Source organism: Streptococcus raffinosi, assembly GCF_030284685.1.
Classification (GTDB): Bacteria; Bacillota; Bacilli; order Lactobacillales; family Streptococcaceae; genus Streptococcus; species Streptococcus raffinosi.
Genome location: NZ_JASUZV010000007.1, coordinates 1 through 15,580 on the forward strand (window position 1 = coordinate 1; position 15,580 = coordinate 15,580).

16 protein-coding genes are annotated in these 15,580 nt (G+C 38.7%); 2 read left to right on the forward strand and 14 right to left on the reverse strand.

Going from position 1 to position 15,580, the window contains the following annotated elements:
• Positions 1 to 328 precede the first annotated feature (328 nt).
• From hpf to QRD39_RS05625, 3 genes are all read right to left on the reverse strand, one after another.
• Positions 329 to 877, reverse strand: a complete 549-nt coding sequence (hpf, locus tag QRD39_RS05615) for a ribosome hibernation-promoting factor, HPF/YfiA family (protein ID WP_164376397.1) — start codon at positions 875 to 877, stop codon at positions 329 to 331.
• A gap of 78 nt (positions 878 to 955) precedes the next feature.
• Positions 956 to 1,618: a ComF family protein gene (locus tag QRD39_RS05620; protein WP_307997197.1), complete on the reverse strand. Its 663-nt coding sequence runs from the start codon at positions 1,616 to 1,618 to the stop codon at positions 956 to 958.
• Positions 1,596 to 2,918 carry an ATP-dependent helicase ComFA gene (locus tag QRD39_RS05625; RefSeq protein WP_285955939.1) on the reverse strand — a complete coding sequence of 441 codons (1,323 nt, stop codon included), beginning with the start codon at positions 2,916 to 2,918 and terminating at the stop codon, positions 1,596 to 1,598. The genes QRD39_RS05620 and QRD39_RS05625 overlap by 23 nt, the downstream gene beginning before the upstream one ends.
• A 54-nt stretch (positions 2,919 to 2,972) precedes the next feature.
• Here QRD39_RS05625 and QRD39_RS05630 point away from each other — a divergent pair, with 54 nt between their 5' ends.
• The gene (locus QRD39_RS05630) at positions 2,973 to 3,599 is read left to right on the forward strand and encodes a YigZ family protein (RefSeq protein WP_285955940.1); all 627 of its coding nucleotides are present in this window, start codon (positions 2,973 to 2,975) and stop codon (positions 3,597 to 3,599) included.
• Between the two features lie 101 nt (positions 3,600 to 3,700).
• On the forward strand, positions 3,701 to 4,627 hold the full coding sequence (cysK, locus tag QRD39_RS05635) for a cysteine synthase A (RefSeq protein ID WP_060933503.1): 927 nt from the start codon (positions 3,701 to 3,703) through the stop codon (positions 4,625 to 4,627).
• Positions 4,628 to 4,789: 162 nt separating this feature from the next.
• Here the strand turns inward: cysK and QRD39_RS05640 are convergent, their stop codons facing one another.
• From QRD39_RS05640 to QRD39_RS05690, 11 genes are all read right to left on the reverse strand, one after another.
• Positions 4,790 to 5,449: a CBS and ACT domain-containing protein gene (locus tag QRD39_RS05640; RefSeq protein ID WP_021145074.1), complete on the reverse strand. Its 660-nt coding sequence runs from the start codon at positions 5,447 to 5,449 to the stop codon at positions 4,790 to 4,792.
• 133 nt (positions 5,450 to 5,582) lie between these two features.
• Positions 5,583 to 6,293, reverse strand: coding sequence for an ABC transporter ATP-binding protein (locus QRD39_RS05645; protein ID WP_002889135.1), 711 nt, complete (start codon positions 6,291 to 6,293; stop codon positions 5,583 to 5,585).
• The gene (locus QRD39_RS05650) at positions 6,293 to 7,057 is read right to left on the reverse strand and encodes an ABC transporter ATP-binding protein (RefSeq protein WP_002889136.1); all 765 of its coding nucleotides are present in this window, start codon (positions 7,055 to 7,057) and stop codon (positions 6,293 to 6,295) included. Before QRD39_RS05650 ends, QRD39_RS05645 begins: the two co-directional genes overlap by 1 nt.
• A 2-nt stretch (positions 7,058 to 7,059) precedes the next feature.
• Positions 7,060 to 8,010, reverse strand: coding sequence for a branched-chain amino acid ABC transporter permease (locus tag QRD39_RS05655; protein ID WP_002889137.1), 951 nt, complete (start codon positions 8,008 to 8,010; stop codon positions 7,060 to 7,062).
• 3 nt (positions 8,011 to 8,013) lie between these two features.
• The gene (locus tag QRD39_RS05660) at positions 8,014 to 8,898 is read right to left on the reverse strand and encodes a branched-chain amino acid ABC transporter permease (protein WP_002889139.1); all 885 of its coding nucleotides are present in this window, start codon (positions 8,896 to 8,898) and stop codon (positions 8,014 to 8,016) included.
• Between the two features lie 43 nt (positions 8,899 to 8,941).
• A complete protein-coding gene (locus QRD39_RS05665) occupies positions 8,942 to 10,117 on the reverse strand; it encodes an ABC transporter substrate-binding protein (protein WP_285955941.1) in 1,176 nt (391 codons plus the stop codon).
• Positions 10,118 to 10,271: 154 nt separating this feature from the next.
• A complete protein-coding gene (locus QRD39_RS05670) occupies positions 10,272 to 10,553 on the reverse strand; it encodes a DUF2129 domain-containing protein (protein WP_008535941.1) in 282 nt (93 codons plus the stop codon).
• Positions 10,546 to 10,995: a YlbF/YmcA family competence regulator gene (locus QRD39_RS05675; RefSeq protein ID WP_285955942.1), complete on the reverse strand. Its 450-nt coding sequence runs from the start codon at positions 10,993 to 10,995 to the stop codon at positions 10,546 to 10,548. The genes QRD39_RS05670 and QRD39_RS05675 overlap by 8 nt, the downstream gene beginning before the upstream one ends.
• Positions 10,996 to 11,080: 85 nt before the next feature.
• Entirely contained in the window at positions 11,081 to 11,671 is a 591-nt protein-coding gene (gene clpP / locus QRD39_RS05680; RefSeq protein ID WP_002889143.1) for an ATP-dependent Clp protease proteolytic subunit ClpP, read from the reverse strand.
• Positions 11,672 to 11,867: 196 nt separating this feature from the next.
• Positions 11,868 to 12,497 (reverse strand): uracil phosphoribosyltransferase, encoded by a 630-nt coding sequence (gene upp, locus QRD39_RS05685; RefSeq protein ID WP_008535939.1) that lies wholly within the window; start codon positions 12,495 to 12,497, stop codon positions 11,868 to 11,870.
• Between the two features lie 97 nt (positions 12,498 to 12,594).
• Positions 12,595 to 15,474, reverse strand: a complete 2,880-nt coding sequence (locus QRD39_RS05690) for a glycoside hydrolase family 68 protein (protein ID WP_285955943.1) — start codon at positions 15,472 to 15,474, stop codon at positions 12,595 to 12,597.
• Between the last annotated feature and the right edge of the window lie 106 nt (positions 15,475 to 15,580).

Below are 15,580 nucleotides of genomic sequence, written 5' to 3' on the forward strand. Positions count from 1 at the left end.
TTTCTTGTAAATTGACAGGTTATAATTTCTTCTATCATAACCCTGCACTTGGTTTCTTATTCAGTTCTCAAAGGTCTTTGTCTCTCTTAAGACAACTCCTATATTCTAGCAAATCTAGAATATCTTGTCAACACTTTTTGAAAAGTTTTTTCCAAACTTCCTCGTGTCTCTGCTTCATCCTCCGATGTAGCCTATTCATATTATCATCTCTTGCTTACCTTGTCAATAACTTTTTTATTATATAAGTTAACTTATGTTTTACTTTTTCGATTAGTGATTTTTTGCCAAAATAAATAAGCAGGACATACATATATCCCGCCTAATTATTCTATTTAGCTTCGATCAAGCCGTAATTACCATCTTCACGTTTGTAAAGTACATTTGTTGTATGATCTTCGCTATCAGCATAGATAAAGAAGTCATGGCTTAACAATTCCATCTGAAGAATAGCTTCCTCAACATCCATTGGTTTCAACTCAATGTTTTTTGTTCTCACAACTTCAATAGATGGTGCTTCTTCAACTTCTTCCTTGTTAAAGTCAACTGAGAATACCTCACCTGTGGATACTTTTTCACGATGTTTACGTGCAATTTTTGTTTTGTTTTTACGGATTTGTCTTTCAATCTTATCAACTACCAAGTCAATTGAACCATACATATCCTGTGAAATATCTTCTGCACGTAAAATAACAGATCCTGTTGGTATGGTAACTTCCACTTTAGCAGTTTTTCCACGATAAATCTTAAGATTTACACGTGCATTCAATTCTTGGTCTTGGTTGAAATATTTTTCAATTTTGCTAAGTTTATTTTCAACATAGTCACGAAGAGCTTCCGTTACTTCGATGTTTTCACCACGGATACTATATTTAATCATAAAAGACCTCTTTCTCGCTTGTTAGCGTTTTCTTTATTTTTATTATATCCTTTTCATGAAAATTTGCAAGGATTTTTATTATCTGGCTAGGGAAAAGGTCACAATTTCCTCAACATGTGTTTTTTGCAATAATTGAACCATTTTATAAATCGTCGATCCTGTTGTATAGATATCATCTACTATAACAATTTTTCTTGATAACTCTACGTTTTGTTTTATAAAAAATGGGTTTTCTTGATTTAAACGTTCTTTCCTTGTTTTAGAAGATTGCTTTTCAATATCCTTTTTCCCAAAAATGTTTTGATAGGGGAGTCCCTCTAGCAATCCTTCAACCTGGTTGAAGCCCCTTTCGGCAAATCGTTCTTCCGAGATTGGCACTGGGACTAATGTGTATCCTTTCTTTAATAAGGGGTTCAGTGCATCCGCAATATCTTCTTGAAAAATTTTCCTTAGGTAATAGTCGCCCATAAATTTATAATGACTAAAGTACTCTTTCATAAACCCTTCATAGCGAAAGATTGCAATGTGATTTGGAGTGTAACCTTTTTTCTTCCAAATTTGACAATCAACACATCCATTTCCGTGCATTTCTTTATAACAATTTGGACACCTTACTTTTGAGAGTTTCTTAAAATGACTCTTACATTCTGTGCAGCAATATTCCTTACTTTCCGTAAACGTGAGCAAATAGCGTAATCTGGGAATCACTTCGATACTTTCATTGCACATTAAACATCTCATCATCAAATCCTCCTTTTCTATTCATTGCTTTTATTTCTTGTCGACATTGCAATATCGATTTAGATAGTCCTTCATGAAAGAAATAGAGTTTTCCTGTAGGTCTCTCGGGCGAACGCCCCACCCTACCACCAATCTGAATAAGACTCGAACTTGTAAATAAGTGGTGATTTGCCATGCACACAAAAACATCTACCTTAGGAAAGGTCACCCCACGCTCAAGAATAGTAGTCGTCACAAGAATAGTCAGATCTTGTTTCCTAAATTTCTTTACCATTTCTGAACGCTCTTCACTTTTTGAGGAAACAAATGCTATTTTTTCTTCTGGGAAATAGTTTTGAAGAATTTTGGTAAATCTCTCACCCATTGCTATATTGGGAAAAAAGATTAATAAAGGAAACTTTGATTTTCTTTGCTTCTTGAGTTGTCTAAGGAGGGGTCTTGGAAGTTTTTGTCTAGATAAAGATTGTTGTAATTTTCCTTGCCAAAAGAAATGAGGAATCACTAAAGGGTTACCATGAAAGCGTCTGGCAAGGTGGTGTTTTTCTAGTACACCGACTCGTACTTGCTCTTCCAGAGATACTGTAGAAGTTGCTGTTAGGTAAATAAGCTGTCCGTTTTTTTTCTTTGCCTGCTTAACAGCATGATTTAACATAGGATTTCCTACAAAGGGGAAGGCATCTACTTCGTCAACGATAATTAAGTCAAAACTCTGATAAAATTTTATCAATTGATGAGTGGTGGCTATGACAAGCGGACTCCCGTCGTATGGCTCGCTTTCAGCATGAAGTAAGGAAATACTACACGTAAAATCTCTTTGAAGACGTATATGCAATTCTCGGCAAACATCAACCCGAGGACTGGCAATAGCAACTCGGCCTTTAGTTTCAAGAACATAGGCAACGATTTTATAAATCATTTCCGTCTTACCAGCACCAGTTACAGCATGTACAAGACTGTTTTTCTGTTGTTGATAAGTTTTCAACAGTTTCTCTGAGACCTCAGCTTGATAAGAAGTTAATTTCCCCGACCACTTTAGAACAGGAAAGTTGATGTCAGCTTCTTTTGAAGCAAAGTAATAAAGTTGCTTCCCTTCTTGGTTTCTACCAAAGACTATACAAGCTCTGCAGTAATGTTTGCCATTTGGTAATTGCCATTCTTCCTCTATTGGACTAAAACATCTTTTGCACCTGAGTTGATTATCTATCTTTACCATGCTTTCTAATGTTAAAGCCTCAGAATAATAGTCTGTTGGCAATTGATCTTCTGTAAATAGTCGTCCATAATATTCTTTAGGTACCATACCTTTCTATTCGAAAATATGTTTGAATTCACGTTTTTATGATAAAATTTTTTTATGGATTACAAAACTATTGTCAACGATGGGATCGTTGAAGAAGAAATCAAAAAATCTCGTTTTATTTGTCACTTAAAACGCATTAGCAGTGAAGAAGAAGGAAGAGAATATATTGCTCAGATTAAAAAAGAGCATCACAAGGCCAATCACTCTTGCTCAGCAATGATTGTCGGAGAAGATGGGCAAATTAAGCGTTCTAGTGATGATGGTGAACCTTCTGGGACGGCTGGTGTTCCCATGCTTACTGTCCTAGAAAAACAAGGACTAACTAATGTCGTAGCAGTGGTAACCCGTTATTTTGGTGGAATCAAGCTTGGAGCTGGTGGCCTTATCCGTGCTTACTCTGGTAGCGTTGCTCATGCCATTGAAGAAATTGGTCGAGTTGAAGTCAAGGAATTAACTGGGCTAACCATAGAGTTAACCTACTCTCAATACCAAGTCTTCTCCAATTTTCTTGAAAAAGAAGGGCTCCAAGAATTTGATACAACTTTCTTATCTGATGTTTCTACAACTTTGTTTGTTGAAGAGTCTGAAATTGAAAGGCTTGGACAAGAGCTTACTAACTTCTATCAAGGAAAAGTAAGTTATCAAAAGTCTGGCAAAAAAATCGTTGAAATTTCCCTTTGATAGTTAAACGTTATCACAGTGATAAAGAAGATGTATTTTACAAGTTAGGCCTACCGTCGTATACTTAAAACCATCAACCAAAGATTAAGAGGATTTTAAATATGACAATTTACAACTCAATTACCGAACTTGTTGGAAAAACACCAGTTATTAAACTTAACTCTATTGTTCCAGAAGGTTCAGCAGATGTTTATGTTAAACTTGAAGCATTTAACCCTGGTTCTTCAGTTAAAGACCGTATTGCTCTTCGTATGATTGAAGATGCTGAAAAAGCCGGTACAATTAAACCTGGAGATACTATCGTTGAACCAACTTCAGGTAACACTGGTATTGGTCTAGCTTGGGTTGGCGCTGCCAAAGGCTACAAGATCGTTATCGTAATGCCTGACACAATGAGTGTTGAACGTCGTAAAATCATCCAAGCTTATGGTGCTGAACTTGTTTTGACACCTGGTAGCGAAGGAATGAAGGGTGCTATCGCTAAAGCTAAGGAAGTTGCGGCTGAACGCAATGGTTGGGTGCCACTTCAATTTGCTAACCCTTCAAATCCAGCTGTTCATGCTGATACAACTGGCCAAGAGATTCTTGAAGATTTTGGTGCAGATGGTTTGGATGCCTTTGTCGCAGGTATCGGTACTGGTGGTACTATTTCAGGTGTTTCTAAAACTCTGAAAGCTGCTAACCCAAATATCAAAGTTTATGGTATTGAAGCTGATGAATCTGCTGTATTGAATGGTGACAAACCAGGGCCACACAAAATTCAAGGTATTTCAACTGGATTTATTCCTGACACATTGGATACAAAATCATATGACAGTGTTGTGCGTATTCCTTCTGATGAAGCTATCGCAACATCACGTACATTGGGTAGCGAGGAAGGTTTCCTAGCTGGTATCTCATCAGGTGCTGCTATTGCTGCTGCTCTTAAAGTTGCCGCTGAACTCGGCGAAGGTAAAAAAGTATTGACACTATTGCCTGATAATGGTGAACGTTACCTTTCTACAACACTTTATGATTTCCAAGACTAACAAAAAAGAAGCTAGAACATTAAATGTTCAGCTTCTTTTTTTACTGTCAAAAACTTATAGCCGGCAACTAGTCGTTCAAATAGAAGAACCTGTTGCTAAGCTACTAACCTATGGGAGTGAGATTCAGAGATAAATTCGTTAAGCTCTGACTCCCTTTTCTTATTAGTCTAACTCTTTTGATTCTGTTTCAGCAATTTCGGTAACTGTAAACCCTGCTTCTACAAAAACTTTTTTAAGGTGTTCTGGTTCCACATCCCCTTCAACTTGAAGTTCAACACGAAGAACAGTATCATTTTTAGGTGCAACAATTGTACGTTCAATGTTGAGATTTTCACTAGAAATGAGGTTGGCAATTTTTTCCAGGACACGTGGCGTATCTAAGACTTCAAGCCCAATACGGATTCCGGCTTGACCATAGCCAGAGATTTCCAAAAAGGCACGAAAAACATCCTTGTCTGTAATAATTCCAGAAATTTGGTCATTGTCCACAACGGGAAGAACACCAACTTTATTTTGAAGCATGATATAGATAGCATCCTCAAGACTAGCATATTTGGAAACAGTAAGGACATTCTTGATCATAATGTCTCCTACCTTTGTCTTATTAAGAAGATAGTTCATCTCATAGATTGATAAGCTAGTTGCTTTAGATGGTGAGGCATCAGCCATTGTCCCTTCTGTGATAAGACCAACCAGCTTGTCGTTCTCAATTACTGGTAAGCGGCGCAAACCTTTTTCACGCATAATGTCTGCAGCTGCTGCAACAGTTGTTTGTGGTGAAACGTAGACCACACGCTTCGCCATAAAATCTTTTACTGCCATTTTCATTTTCCTCCGAATAATTTCTTACTTGTATTATACCACACTAATTGTAAACGATTGCACTATTTTACTGAAAAATTAGCAAATTACAATCACGATAAGACTATAGAAAAACGCCCTTGGGCGCTTTTTCTTATCCTCCAAGATAGGCTTTACGAACTTCGTCTGACGCAAGAAGCTCTTTACCAGTACCTGAAAGAACGACTTTACCAGTTTCAAGAACATAACCACGATCCGCAATTGACAAAGCCTTATTGGCATTTTGTTCAATCAAAAGAACGGTAGTCCCTTGTGCCTTGATATCTTCGATAATGTCGAAAATTTCTTGAATAAAGATTGGGGCAAGTCCCATTGAAGGTTCATCCAAAAGCAAGAGTTTTGGACGGCTCATAAGGGCACGGCCCATCGCAAGCATTTGTTGCTCACCACCAGAAAGTGTGGCTGCATCTTGATTTTTACGTTCTTCTAGACGTGGAAAACGTTGGAAGACTTTCTTCAAGAGAGCTGCATTTTCCTCTTTATTTGTATGAAGGAAGGCTCCCATTTCAAGATTTTCCAAGACAGTTAATCCTGGGAAAACATGGCGCCCTTCTGGAACCTGAGCCAATCCTTCTGCGACAATCTTACGAGCTGGTGTTTTGTGAATATCTTTTCCAAGGTACGAAATGGTTCCAGCAGTTGGACGAACAAGACCAGAAATGGTACGAAGAATAGATGTCTTACCGGCACCATTAGCACCGATAAGTGTTACAACTTCACCTTCATTAACCTCAAAGCTAACATTTTTAACAGCTTCAATTGATCCGTATTTAATTGAGAGATTTTCAACTTTTAACATAGCCATTATGCTTCACCTCCCAAGTAAGCTTCAATAACACGTTTGTTATTCTTAATTTCATCAGGTGTTCCTTCTGCAATCAAGCGTCCATATTCCAAAACATAGATACGCTCAGTAACATCCATGACCAGACTCATATCGTGCTCAATCAAGATAATTGTGATACCAAAGTCTTTTTGAATTTGACGAATATGAGCCGTCAACTCAGCTGTTTCTTGTGGGTTCATACCTGCAGCTGGTTCATCAAGGAAAAGAATTTTAGGTTCCGTTGCTAATGCACGTACAATTTCCAAGTGACGTTGTTGTCCATATGCCAGGTTTTTCGCAAGTGTTTCTGCTTCATCATCCAAATTGAAGATAGCCAATAATTTCATGGCTTTTTCTTTCAACTCTTCTTCACCTGAATAGTACTTAGGCAAACGCAAGAGTGATGCAAAGAAGTTTGAAGGTTGTTTATTTGACAAACCAACAAGAACATTTTCAAGTACAGTCATATCTTTGAAAAGGCGGATATTTTGGAAGGTACGTGACAAACCAAGAGAAGCAATCTTATAAGGTGCCTTACCATTTAGAACTGTACCATCGAGGGTAACGGTTCCTTCACTTGGTTCATAAACACCTGTCAACAAGTTGAACAAGGTTGTCTTACCAGCACCGTTTGGTCCGATAAGTCCGACCAATTCACCCTCGTTGAGTTCCATTGAAACATCACCAACGGCAGTCAGACCACCAAAATTTTTAGTCAATTTTTTAACTTCAAGAAGTGCCATTTTTATTTGCCCTCCTTAGATTTATTGAAGAATTTTGAGAGATAGAGTTCTTTCGTTCCAAGAAGTCCACTTGGGCGGAAAAGCATGACAAGAATCAAAGCCAATGCGTAAATAATCATACGGAGGTTTGAAACGTTTTGAAGGAACATATTGATAATACCAAGAACAATAGCGGCAATGACAGTACCTGTAATTGATCCGAGACCACCAAGGACGGCAATGATAAGGTAATCAATTGATTTCATAATGGTGAAATCTTTTGGCACGACAGTACCGATGTAGCTAACATAAAGTGAACCGGCAATCGCTGAAATCATGGCACCGATAACAAAGATAAGTACCTTCATTTTTGTGACGTTAACACCCATTGACTCTGCAGCAATTTCATCTTCACGAAGTGTAATAGCTTGACGACCAGTCGCTGAACGCAAGAAGTTTAGCACTAAAATTGTGATGATGACTACAAAGAAATAAATGACAGGCCAGCTTGTATAAGGAAGAATTCCTGTCAAACCAGCGGCACCATTGGTCAATTCACCACCATTAACAATAATAATACGGATAATTTCCGCCATACCAAGAGTGGCAATGGCAAGGTAATCCCCCTTCAAACGAAGAGTAGGTAGACCAAAGATAAGGGCAACGACAGCTGCAATGATAACACCAACAACCATAGAGAGGTAGAAACCATCATAAGTTGGCATCATGCCAGTAATAATAGCAGATGAGTAAGCACCAATTGCCATGAAACCGGCTTGTCCAAGTGTAAATTGTCCTGAGAAACCTAGGACCAAGTTAGTACCAAGTCCCATAAGAATTGAAATACCAATTCCCATTAAGATTTGGATGTAGTAAAGGTTCATGATACCTGAAAGTTCAAGGCCTTTCAAGATAAGGAAGAGCCCAATGATAAGACCAAACCAAATAAGGTTTACTTTTAGATTTTTCTTCATGTCTTACACCTTCTCTTTCACATTTTTACCGAGGATACCCGCTGGACGAACCAAGAGGATAACAATCAAGACACCATAAACAATGGCATCACGGTAACTTGACAAACCAATTGCAGTTGATAGAGTCTCCAAAATACCGATAACAAATCCACCAAGGGCTGCGCCTGGGATAATACCGATACCACCAAGAACAGCAGCAACAAAGGCTTTAATACCTGGTGTCATACCCATAAGAGGTTCAATTGAGTTGTAGTAAAGTCCAATAAGGACACCGGCAGCACCCGCAAGTGAAGAGCCAAGAGCAAATGTAAAGCTGATAGTATTGTTAACATTAATACCCATCAATTCAGCTGCATCGCTATCTACAGATACCGCACGCATGGCTTTACCCATTTTAGTTTTCTTAACAATCAATTGCAGAGCAACCATGAGAACAAGGGCAACCACCAAAATCAGCAATTGCACATTTGTCACAGAGATTGATCCAAGATGATAGGTATGCATTTTAATTGATTGTGGGAATGAACGTGTGTCTGCTCCGACGAAGTAAACCATGATGTATTCAAGGAAGAACGACACACCAATGGCCGTAATCAAGGCAGAAATACGTGTTGAATTACGGAGTGGGCGATAAGCCAAGAACTCGATAACAACCCCTAAAATGGCACATACAATCATGGAGAACACAAGGGCAATCCAGAAATTCATCTTCAAGCTGTTAATCGCATAGTAACCAACGAAGGCACCTATCATGTAGATGTCTCCATGGGCAAAGTTAATCAATTTGATAATCCCATAAACCATAGTATAACCAAGGGCAAGTAGGGCATAGATACTACCCAAGATGATACCATTGACTAGTTGTTGGGGAAGTTGTTCAAAAAACATATATAACCAAACTTTCTAGTTCATTTTCAGTAAAGATAAGAGCTTATTTTCCAATTTCAACGGCTTCTGCTGAAACTTCTTCACCATTATCTCTTTTAACCATAAGAGCTGCTTTAATCGGGTTATGCTCCTTGTCAATTGTCATTTTACCGGTAACCCCAACAAAGTTTTTCATTTTTGCAAGATTATTGGTAATATCAACTGATGTTTTCGCACCCTTAGAGGCTTCTGCAACCATATAAACAGAGTCGTAGGCTAACGCAGCAAACATATTTGGTTCAGTCTTGTAAGTTTTCTTATATGCTTCGATGAAGCCTGATGCTTTATCAGAAAGAGAAACTTTTGTTGAATATCCTGATACGTAGTAAACGTTTGAGGCATTCTTTTTACCTGCAAGCTCTGTAAATTTCGCATCACTAAATCCGTCAGGTCCAAGGATTGGTTTATCAATTCCAAGGTCACGTGCTTGTTTAGTGATAATACCAGTCTCAGTATAATAACCAGGCATTACAATAGCATCATAATCAAGATCTTTGAATTTAGTCAAAGCTGATTGATAGTCCTTATCCCCTGAAGCGAAAGTTGCTTCAGTAACGATTTGGCCTTTGTACTCACGCTTGAATTCATCCGCAATCCCCTTAGCGTAATCAGAAGCATTATCGTAGTATAGAACGACCTTCTTAGCATGCAAGTTATTAAAAGAATAGGCTGCCAAAACTTTACCTTGGTAACTATCTTTAAAGGTTGTACGGAAAACGAATTTCTTCGTTCCTTTAGCATCTACCGTAAGGTCATCCTGTGTACCAGATGGAGTCATCAAAGGAACCCCTGTTTTTTGAGATACAAGGCTGGCAGCAGCAACTGCACCAGATGTTGCTGGACCAACGATAGCATTTACATTATTCTGGATAGCCAAGTTAGTTGAAGATGTTGAAGCTTCAGCATTTTCAGATTTATTATCTTTAGTGACGAGTTCTAGCTTTTTACCATCAACACCGCCAGCTTTATTGATTTCTTCAACAGCCAACTTAATACCATTTTGCTCGGCTTTACCATAGGCCGCAACAGGACCTGTCAACTCCATGTTGACACCGATCTTAATCGTATCCCCAATCTTGGTACCAGTGGCTTTAGCAGTCACGTCGGGTGACTTACCACAAGCAACCAAGAAAATGGATGCAAAAAAGGCTAACACAATAAGTGTGATCTTTTTAGGCATAAGATTTCTCCTTAATATTTTCTTAAAAAAGTCCACCTTATAGCTTACAGAATTATCAGACAATTGTCAATAACCACACACTTATAATCTCTTTCTAGCAATCGTTTCCATTGCTTTAGGGATAGCTCTTACCAAGAGAAAAAAACTTTTCTCCTTAAAGAGAAAAGTTCTTAAATGGTTCAGGAACAGAGGTGTCATAGCGCTCCAGACTACCTACAAAGTCCATATCAATGTCTGAATAGTAAGAAGGAAGAACTTTTTTTACCGCCTTCATTCCTTCTAGTTCTGCCAATACATCCTCAACCTTATCCTCATCTACATAAAGGTGTACATAACGCATCTTATAAGAATGGTAGACAACATCCCCAAACTTGGCAATCTTACGTAAGTCTCTATTATAGTATAAATAGACAATAATGCCCTGACGTTTAATCATTACTCATTTTCTCCTTTATGTTAGTGGCACCTTTTTTATGATGGGGCTTGTGGGGGGCAAGAGGTAGCCCTGTATCAATGAAAATTTGGTCTGATACAGCTTGCGCAATGTCCTGACCAAGTGAGGCCATAATCGCCTGCAAATCAAGCTCAGCCTGTCGATAAGCTATAACTACTTCATTTAAATCAATTTGGCGCTTCATCCTCAGGACTTGTCGCTTTAAGTCACGAACGTCTGATCTATAGGCTTCATATTTTTTGGCTTCTTCATAGCTTTCCCTTAATTCCTGAAATTCCAGAAGTTGTTGCTGGAGTGTTCTATCTCCTTCGAATTTCTGACGTTTTAAGCGATAAACTTCTACCTCTGGCAATCCTAAAAAGTGCAAAACAAGACTATCTATGGCTTGATCAATAGCAAGCAGCTCCTCATTGATTATTAACATGTTTCTTATTATAACACAAAAAGTCAGATGAATCGGCCCTTATTAGACCGATTAACATCCGACTCTTATCTAAGATAAGCTAAGCTTATTTTAATTGGTTGTTAGCCATAATTTCGTCGATAAAACCATATTCGAGCGTTTCTTGAGCACTCATCCAATTATCACGTTCGGCATCAATATGAACCTTTTCAATGGATTGACCGGAATTATCAGCCAATATTTGCTCCAAGTTATTACGCGTCTTGAGCAAGTGTTCTGCTGCGATAGCCATATCTGTTTGTTGCGTACCGCCACCAGTACCACCCATTGGTTGGTGAATCATGTATTCTGCATTTGGCAACATAAAACGTTTCCCTTTAGTACCACTTGAAGCGATAATAGTACCCATTGATGCTGCCATCCCCATAACGATGGTTTGAACATCGGACTTGATAAAATTCATGGTGTCAACAATGGCAAGACCTGCTGAAACTGATCCACCAGGCGTATTAACATAAAGATAAATATCTTTCGTATTGTCTTGAGCATCCAAGAACAAGAGTTGGGCGATAATTGAGTTTGCCATATTATCTTCAACAGGACCTGTTAACATGATGATACGATCCTTGAGCAAACGTGAGTAAATGTCATAAGAACGCTCACCACGTGATGTTTGTTCAATAACTACAGGAATCATACGAATCCTCCTTTTAATAATGTCTTGATGTTATTATATGATTTTAGTCAAATTAGGTCAAATAAAAAACATTTTTATTGGCACTCTTTTTCATAGAGTGCTAATTCAAAAGAGATTTCCACTACTTCAAATTTTCTAAACGATTATTTTCTGCATAATATAAGCAAAACAAAAAGGGAAAACTCCCTTTTTGAACCTATTTGGTACCAAATAAACGATCGCCTGCATCTCCGAGGCCTGGAACAATATAGCCATGTTCATTAAGTTTCTCATCTAGTGATGCTGTGTAGATATCAATATCTGGATGAGCCTCTTGCAATTTTTTAACACCTTCTGGTGCTGCAACCAAACAAACAAACTTAATATTAGCAGCGCCACGCTTTTTAAGTGAATCTACCGCTAAGATAGCTGAACCACCAGTCGCAAGCATTGGATCAACTACAAAAATCTGACGTTGATCAATATCTTCTGGTAATTTAACGAGGTACTCAACCGGCTCCAGAGTTTCTTCATCACGGTACATACCAATATGACCAACTTTAGCAGCAGGCACAAGGCTTAGGAGACCATCTACCATACCGATACCTGCACGAAGGATTGGGACAATAGCCAATTTCTTACCAGATAGTTGTTTTTGGGTTGTTTTTGTGATTGGCGTTTGAATTTCAACTTCTTCAAGAGGAAGGTCACGTGATACTTCGTAACCCATAAGCATAGCGATTTCGTTAACTAACTCACGAAAATCCTTAGTAGAGGTATCCTCACGACGTAGGATTGAGAGTTTATGTTGAATCAATGGATGTGAAATAACTTGAAATTTACCCATAATAGTTTCTTCCTTTGCTATATATTCACTCCATTATATCAAAAACACAACAAAAACGCTTGCTTTACTAGCAAACGTTTTGAAAAGGGGTTAATGCTTATTTTTTAGGCAACTGAATTTTACCCGTAACCAATCCATAACCAAAAAGAGATAGACTCGCAATCGCTGCAAAGATCGTTGCTAAAATTGTCAGTATATTGGCATTTGGTCCTTCAGAGACACTCGGTGTCTTATGTGTAATGGCAAGTTTAGCAGCAACTTTAGTCTTATTATCTTTATCTGTATCTGTCTTTTCAGACTTAACGACTTCATCTGACTTAGTTGCTACCTCAACCTCACTTGATTCGTGGGACTTAGTTACTTTAGGAGACTCCGCTTCAGTACTAATCCCTTCTTTAGCAACAGTCGTTGGAACAGCTGGTTCACTTGATGAAATAGCTTCTGGTAATGGTGTCACAATATCTGTAGCTTGTGCGACGGTATGTCTGCTACTTATAGTATCCCCTGTTGAGGGTTTTTCCGGAACCTCTTCATAATCTTCTTCATAAAATTCCCCATCATTAGCAGAACGATCTGCAAAATATGGGAATGGTCTACGAATTGGAGAATCTGGATTCGTTGGACTTGTTGGCTTGTCTACATTATCAACTGACGATTGATTACCATCGGTCGGTTTAGTCTTATCATCAGCAGAATGGTTACCATCTGTTGGACTTATTGACCCTTCTGACTTGCCAGTATTATTACTTTCGCTATCTTTAACGGTAACAGTCAAGACATCATGAGCCTCAGAGACACCTGTTGAAACTGCAACTGCAGGGTAAGTATGGGGTTTAAGACCATAATTTGACACCACATGATAATCTACTTTAAAGTCTTCGTTCGGTAATTTAGCAGTGTTTTGATCACCCACGTGTACCAAACTTTCACTTGACTGGTCCCAAATCCAATCTCCTTGGTTAGTCATCTTAGGGAGAACTACTGTAGTATCATCTGCATTCATCTTGATGAGGAAGCTTGGGGCCCATGTTGATTTATTCTCAGCACCAGCAACACCACCACGATTAGTCATATAAGAAGTAACCAAAAGGGTATCCGGTGAGCCTTCAACAGGAACAGCATAATAAGAATAGGTGGACGTACGCCAGTCAGCTGGTACAGAAGCTGTCAAGACCACACCTGAACCATTAAGTGGACGGTATTTGCCTCGAAGGCTATCTGAAACGAAGCCTAACATAACAACGTCATCACCAACAGCTCCACGAACCGCTACAGTACCTTCAGCATCCGTAGATTTACTGATACGTGAGGCAGCGAAAAGGTAATATTTGTTACCCATCTTAACAACACTTGGACGCTCTACTTCATCAGTAACCATATGACTGGTAACAAGAGGAGTGTAGAGTTCGGCGACAGATGGATTTTTCTCATTATCATCGAGTTTTATGATGCCGATAGAACCGTTGGCCCATGATGCAAGGTCATAGAGGTGTTTATTATTGATGATATTAAGGAATGACTTAAGATTGAAGGCGTCATCTCCTCCATAGTTTGACCAGGTATAGACTTGTTTTTCGCCTTGGTAATTTTCATCACCCGTATTTGATTCGAAAATAAGGTAACGGCTTCCTTTGTCTTCAATGATATGTGGATCACGAAGACAATAGTTATCCGCACGGTCAGGAATACCGTCATGGTTGTGGTCGTCATTAAAAGTATCCATGAATTTTGGATAACTTTGGTAATGGTAATTGTCTCCATCAAAAAGAATATGATCATTTTCCACTGATTTGAGAACAACGTCATCATTTTCAACAGCCAAGTTAAGTGTTGCACTAGCCAATTGTTGCCAGTTCAACTTACCAGCACTGGTATCATTCATAGTATAGAAGAGCTGGATGCTACCATCAGAGTTAACAGTCGCTGAACCCGACCATTGTTGGTCATCCTCAAGAGCATGATAACCAAAGATTGGACCTGCATTTTTCCAATGAGTGAAATCATTATCTCCATATTTACTATATAGCAAATAGATATGATTCGAGTTTTTCTTTGGTGCACCAGCCATTGCAATGACCAATTGATAACCGTTCCAATTGCTTACAACTCCCGATTCAGCATCTTGGACTGGCCAAGAATCCCAAACATCGATTTCTTCTTTTTCCATGGTTTGGGCGTCGACAGTATTGAAGGCAGGCATATTGATAATTGTATCCGCCTTAAAGTAAGGAACTGCCAACTTGCTATCTTGCTTTAAGAAACTAGCAACGATATCTTTCAAGTTACGGTAAGTCAAGCTAGTGCCCGTACCCTTGATTGTTTTGTCGCTAAAATCAACTTTGTTGAGAGCTTTAAGTTCTTCTTCAGTTAAGGCAACAATTTGGTCTGAAGTCAAGGTATCTTCGACAATAGACTTGATACGACCGTTGAGTTTATGAAGATTTGCATTGGCAGCACTATTTTCAGAAAGTTTGAGTGCAAGTTCTGTGTGGGTAGCAGCTGATTCTGAGTTTGCTTTAGGTGTTGGCTCCTCTACTGAAGACTCTGAGGTAGAAACTGTAGCTTCTGTTGTAACAGGTGATGTTGTTGCCGGTGAAGATGATACTGCGGTGCTAGACGCCTTATCTTCAGTTATCGGTGAACTTGTCTTACTTGACTGTGACGTAGTCACTGTTGTTTCTACTTCTGAGTGTGTAGATGAAGAGTTGACCACTTCTGAAGTTGCTGTACTTGTTTCTGTTTCACTTGCTAATGCTATGAATACTGTGCTTTTTTCTGTTGTTGTCGTAGCTACAGATGATGCTGTTTCAGTAACTTGATCAGCCTTTACATGGCTTACTCCCAGAAATGCCAAAGTTCCAACAAGTGCTGATGTTGCCCCTACAGTTGCCACCTTACGAATACTGTAACGCATCTTCTTGCACTCGGATTGCTTTGGAGCTATTGCTTTCGAATGTGATTTAGCTGTATTGTCCATTTAAACTCTCCTCTTGGTCATCCATGCTCTCCATTCTATCATTTTTTAATTCAAATTCCAATCTTTTTTTAATAACACTATCGCATTTTTTGTAAAATGCTATCAT